Raw genomic sequence first — 4,489 nt, forward strand, 5'->3', positions numbered from 1 at the left:
GTCCTCCCCGCACGGCTTTGTCGCCGGACACGCAGATGCGACGCTCCCCGCCCTCCCTCAGGTTAAGGTACTGCGTCGCCCCCTGCGGGGCAGCCCATCGTCCCACTCTGAGGAACCATGACAGAACAGCTCATCGCCCTGGCGGTCTTCATCGCCATGTTCGCCCTCGGCGCGATCCGCGGGATCCCCATCGGCGTGCTCATGCTCGCCGGCGCCGCCGGAAGCGCCCTCCTGCTCACCGACCTCCCGCTCGACGACGTGATCGCGGGATTCCCGCTCGACATCATGGTCCTGCTGGCGGGCGTCACGCTCTTCTTCGCGATCGCGCAGCTCAACGGCACCATCGACAAGCTCATCGACCGGGCCCTGGCCAAGGTCGGCTCCAATGCGCTCCTGCTGCCGTTCGTCTTCTTCCTCATCACCGGGGCGATCGCCTCCATGGGAGCTCCCCTGGCCGGCCTCGTGATGATGCCGGTGGGCATGCAGGTCGCCCGCCGCTACGGGATCGACTACGCGCTCATGGGGCTGTCGATGTGCTTCGCCATCGGCGCCGGCGGCTTCGCTCCCACCAGCCTCTACGGCATCGTCACCTATTCCACCGCCCACGGCGCGGGGATCGAGCTCAGCCCGTTCCTCCTCTTCGGCATCGCAGTGGGCGTGTACCTGCTCATGCTGGCCTTCTCCTACGCCGTGTGGGGCCGGAGGAAGGCCTCCGCTCCCGTGCCCGCGGCAGCCGGGACCCTCTCGCGCGGCTCCGCCTCGACCTCCTCGATCGAGTTCGGCGAGGGCGATGACGACGACGCCCGCTTCTCCGCGGACGAGGCCGGCGAGGGCTTCTCGAAGGTGGAGCCGTTCACCGGCATCCAGTGGGCCACCGTGGCCGCGATCCTGGTCCTGCTCGCCTCCGTCGTGGTCATCGCGGCCACCGGCGGCGATCCGGACATCGGCATCCTCTGCTTCGCGCTCTCCGGCATCCTGCTGCTCATCGACCCCTCCCAGAGCAGGGCCGCGGTGACGAAGATCGACTGGTCGACCGTGCTGCTGGTGGGCGGCATCATCACCTTCGTGGGCCTGCTGGAGGAGATGGGTGCCGTCGAGATGCTGGGCGACGCGGCGAAGTCCGTAGGCTCCCCGCTGGTGTCCGCCTTCGTGCTCTGCCTGGTGGGCGGGCTGGTCTCCGCCTTCGCCTCGACCACCGGCATCCTCGCGGCCCTCGTCCCGCTCGCGCTCCCGCTCATCGCCGACGGCAGCCTGCCCGGCTGGGCGCTCATCGCCGCCCTGGGCGTGTGCTCCGCCGTGGTCGACGTCTCGCCGTTCTCCACCCTGGGCGCGACCGTGGTCGCCACGGCGCCGGAGGAGCAGAAGTCCCGCCTCACGCGCCTGCTCGTGCGCTTCGGCCTCTCGATGGTCGTCGTGGGGCCGGTCCTCCTCGTGGGCGGCCTGGTGCTGCCCGCGATGCTGGCAGGCTGAGGCCGCTCGTCCTGAGGCTGCTCGTCCTGAGGCGCCCGCTCCGCGACCGTGCGGGGCGAGCGCCTCTTCCGTTCCACGGCCGGCTCTCCTACGGTGGAGAGAGGAGGCTCGACCGCCGAGGAGGACGCAGAGGAGGCGAACGCGATGAGGGGGCGCAGGGATCCGATCCGCTGGAAGGGGACGCTGCGGCACCGGCTGATCTGGACGGCGCTCACGGCGGTCGCGATCGCCGTGATGTTCGCCCTCAACTGGTCCGAGCAGCACACGAGCTTCCCCGGTGCGGCACAGCAGCGCTCCTACCTGCTCCTGTGGCTCATCAGCGCCGCCGGCCTGGTGACCGGCGCGTGGATCGACCGGCCGCGCACACTGCGGAACCTGCTGCTGGCGGCTTCGACGGCCCTCCTGCTCGGGGCCGCGCTCGGTACGGCTGCCTGGCCCGAGGCGAGTGTCCAGATCAGCACCGCCCTCCCCCTCCTCCTCGGGGCCGCCATGGTCCTCTGGCCGGACAGCCCCGGGTGGATGCGCCGCCGGGAGGCGGAGGAGTCCGCCGCGAGGGGAACCGCGCACCGGCCCGTGCACCGCACGCGGTGAGACGCCCCTGCGGGCCGCTCAGACGCCCGCGCCCTTCACCAGCTTCATCGTGAGGTGCGAGTCCACGCGGGCCACTCCGGGGAGCGCACTGAGCGTGTGCGAGATGAAGCGCTCCGCCGCGGCGAGGTCCGCCACCGCGATCCGCACCAGGTAGTCCGGCAGACCGAACATCTGCCGCAGCTCGATGACCTCCGGACAGGGGGCAAGCGCGGATTCGAAGGCCTCCGCGCTGTCCTTCGTCTTCAGCCCCATCTCCACGAAGACGAGCACTTCCAGGCCCCGCCCGAGCTTCGCCGCGTCGACGCGCGCGTGGTAGCCGGAGATGATCCCGGCCTCCTCCAGACGGCGCACCCTGCGCAGACAGGGGCTGGGAGTGAGCCCCACGGCGTCCGCGAGTTCCGTGTTGCTCAGTCTGCCGTTCTCCTGCAGGAGGCGGATGATGTCCTCATCGATGGAATCCATGAGCAGATCATGCCACGTCAGGGCTTGGATGAGGCATTATCGGCAATCGCCTGCTTCAGGGATTTCCATAGCATTGCGCCATGACCACCGTTCCCCACACCACACGCACCCTCGGAGCCCGCACAGCCGCGTCGCTCCCGCCTCGCCCGGCAGCGCCGCTCCTACCCCGCACGGCAGCGCGCACCGCAGGAGGATCTGCGGGGGCCGCGGGAACCGTCACCGGTGCACTGCAGGTGACGGCGGCAGCGGTCCTCTGGGGCGTCGGCGCCGCGGCAGCCGCCTTCGTCTTCGCGATCTCCACGCTCTCACCGGCCGCGCTCTCCTTCTGGCGCTTCGCCCTGGCCGCCGCGATCCTCCTCGCACTGCACACCCTGCGCCGCGTGTTCCGGGGAGGGCCCGGCCTCTTCCGGCTCCTCCGCTCCCAGGGGCCGGCTCTGCTGCTCACCGGCGCACTGCTGGCGGCCGCGCAGACGCTCATGTACGCCTCGGTGGCGAGCATGGGCGCGGGCCTGGGCTCCACCCTGGTGCTGGCGACGGGGCCGGTGGTGATGGCGCTGCTGTCCATTCCGGTGCTGGGTCTCACGCTCAACCGGGCAGGATGGCTGACGATGGTCCCTGCGCTCGCGGCGATCACCGCACTGCTGCTGGTCAGCGGCGAGGAGGCGAAGCTCACCGTACTGGGCCCGGTCTTCGCCGTGGCCGCGGCGACCTCGCACTCGCTCATGACCCTCGTGTCGAAGAAGCTCGCGGGGAGCGCTCCGCCGCGGGCGAGGGACGCGGAGGAGGCTTCGGGCGACTCCGACCTGCTGGGCCGCACGGCCCTCACCTTCGTGGCGGCGAGCCTCGCGCTGCTGCCCGTCGCCGCCGCACAGGGTCTGGCTCTGGGGACTGCGCGCCCCGGTCTGGTAATCGCCCTCATCGCGATACTCGCGGTGTGCATGACGGTCGTGCCCTATCTGCTGTACTTCGACGGGGTCACACGGATCGCTCCCGCCACCGCGGGCGTCCTCATGATGTGCCAGCTCGCGGCGGCGAACATCGCGGGCGTGGTGCTGCTGGGAGAGAGGATCAGCCTGCTCTCCGGGCTGCTGCTCTGCGCGCTCATCGCGTCGATCGTCCTTCACGTGCGGCTGAGCCGCTCCCGCCCCACCCGTGCCGCGCCACGCTGACCTGCGAGGCTCTAGACCGGAAGCCCCGCACCTTCCCTCCCGTCTGCGGATTCGCCGCGCATCGGTGTTGGAAGCGGCGAATCCGCAGACGGGAAGCCGTGGAATCCGGCTTCCCGTCTGTTCCGCTTTTCGCCTCACTCAGTCCAGCGGCTTCTCCAGCACCACGAACTCGAGGTCGTCGCGCTGCGGCAGACCGAACTGCTCCTGCCCGTAGGGGAACGGCTCCGTCTCTCCGGTGAGCTCGAATCCGCGCCGGCGGTAGTAGGCGATGAGCTCCGCGCGCTGACGGATCACCGTCATGCGCATCCGCCCGGCTCCCCACTGCTCGACGACGTGGGCCTCCGCCGCCGCCATCACCGCGGAACCGATTCCCGTCCCCTGGTTCCCCGGTTGCACCGCGAACGTGCCGAAGTACGCGAGACCGTTCCCCCGATCCGCCAGCTGCACGCACGCCCGCAGCGCCCCGCTCACGTCCTCACCCGCGGCCCCGGCCGCGTCCGCCGCACACCCAGTCCCAGCTACACCCGCGGCCCCGGCCGCGTCCGCAGCGTTCACCTCGCTTGCCGCACGGAACAGCAGCACCACGGTGCCCTCCTCCGCGAGCATCTCCCGGGCCATTCCCGCGTCCATGCGCTGCCCACCCAGCAGGTCCGCCTCCGTGGTCCAGCCCGCCCGGGAGGCGTCGCCGCGGTACGCGGACTGCACCAGGGCGACCAGCTCGCGTACGACCACATCGACCTGACCTTCAACAACGGCGGCCCGTTCGACCCGGCCACCTACGGCGGCGACGCCGCGAA

The 4,489-nt window shown here is 71.0% G+C and carries 5 protein-coding genes; 3 read left to right on the top strand and 2 right to left on the bottom strand.

The features are described from left to right. Window positions 1-117 precede the first annotated feature (117 nt). The gene (locus tag Q0A33_RS00690; RefSeq protein WP_291791648.1) at window positions 118-1,470 is read left to right on the top strand and encodes an SLC13 family permease; all 1,353 of its coding nucleotides are present in this window, start codon (window positions 118-120) and stop codon (window positions 1,468-1,470) included. Between the two features lie 144 nt (window positions 1,471-1,614). Continuing rightward, window positions 1,615-2,061: a hypothetical protein gene (locus Q0A33_RS00695; RefSeq protein ID WP_291791650.1), complete on the top strand. Its 447-nt coding sequence runs from the start codon at window positions 1,615-1,617 to the stop codon at window positions 2,059-2,061. Window positions 2,062-2,079: 18 nt separating this feature from the next. Here Q0A33_RS00695 and Q0A33_RS00700 read toward each other — a convergent pair whose 3' ends face one another. Then, a complete protein-coding gene (locus Q0A33_RS00700; RefSeq protein WP_291791651.1) occupies window positions 2,080-2,523 on the bottom strand; it encodes an Lrp/AsnC family transcriptional regulator in 444 nt (147 codons plus the stop codon). A gap of 80 nt (window positions 2,524-2,603) precedes the next feature. On the opposite strand from Q0A33_RS00700, the gene Q0A33_RS00705 reads away from it, so the two are divergent. Then, window positions 2,604-3,692, top strand: a complete 1,089-nt coding sequence (locus Q0A33_RS00705; RefSeq protein ID WP_291791655.1) for a DMT family transporter — start codon at window positions 2,604-2,606, stop codon at window positions 3,690-3,692. Window positions 3,693-3,830: 138 nt separating this feature from the next. Here the strand turns inward: Q0A33_RS00705 and Q0A33_RS00710 are convergent, their stop codons facing one another. Next, complete coding sequence (locus Q0A33_RS00710) at window positions 3,831-4,424, bottom strand: GNAT family N-acetyltransferase (RefSeq protein ID WP_291791657.1); 594 nt, start codon at window positions 4,422-4,424, stop codon at window positions 3,831-3,833. Window positions 4,425-4,489: the final 65 nt, after the last annotated feature.

It is taken from the genome of Brevibacterium sp. (genome assembly GCF_022712115.1).
In the GTDB taxonomy this organism is placed as follows: Bacteria; Actinomycetota; Actinomycetes; order Actinomycetales; family Brevibacteriaceae; genus Brevibacterium; species Brevibacterium salitolerans.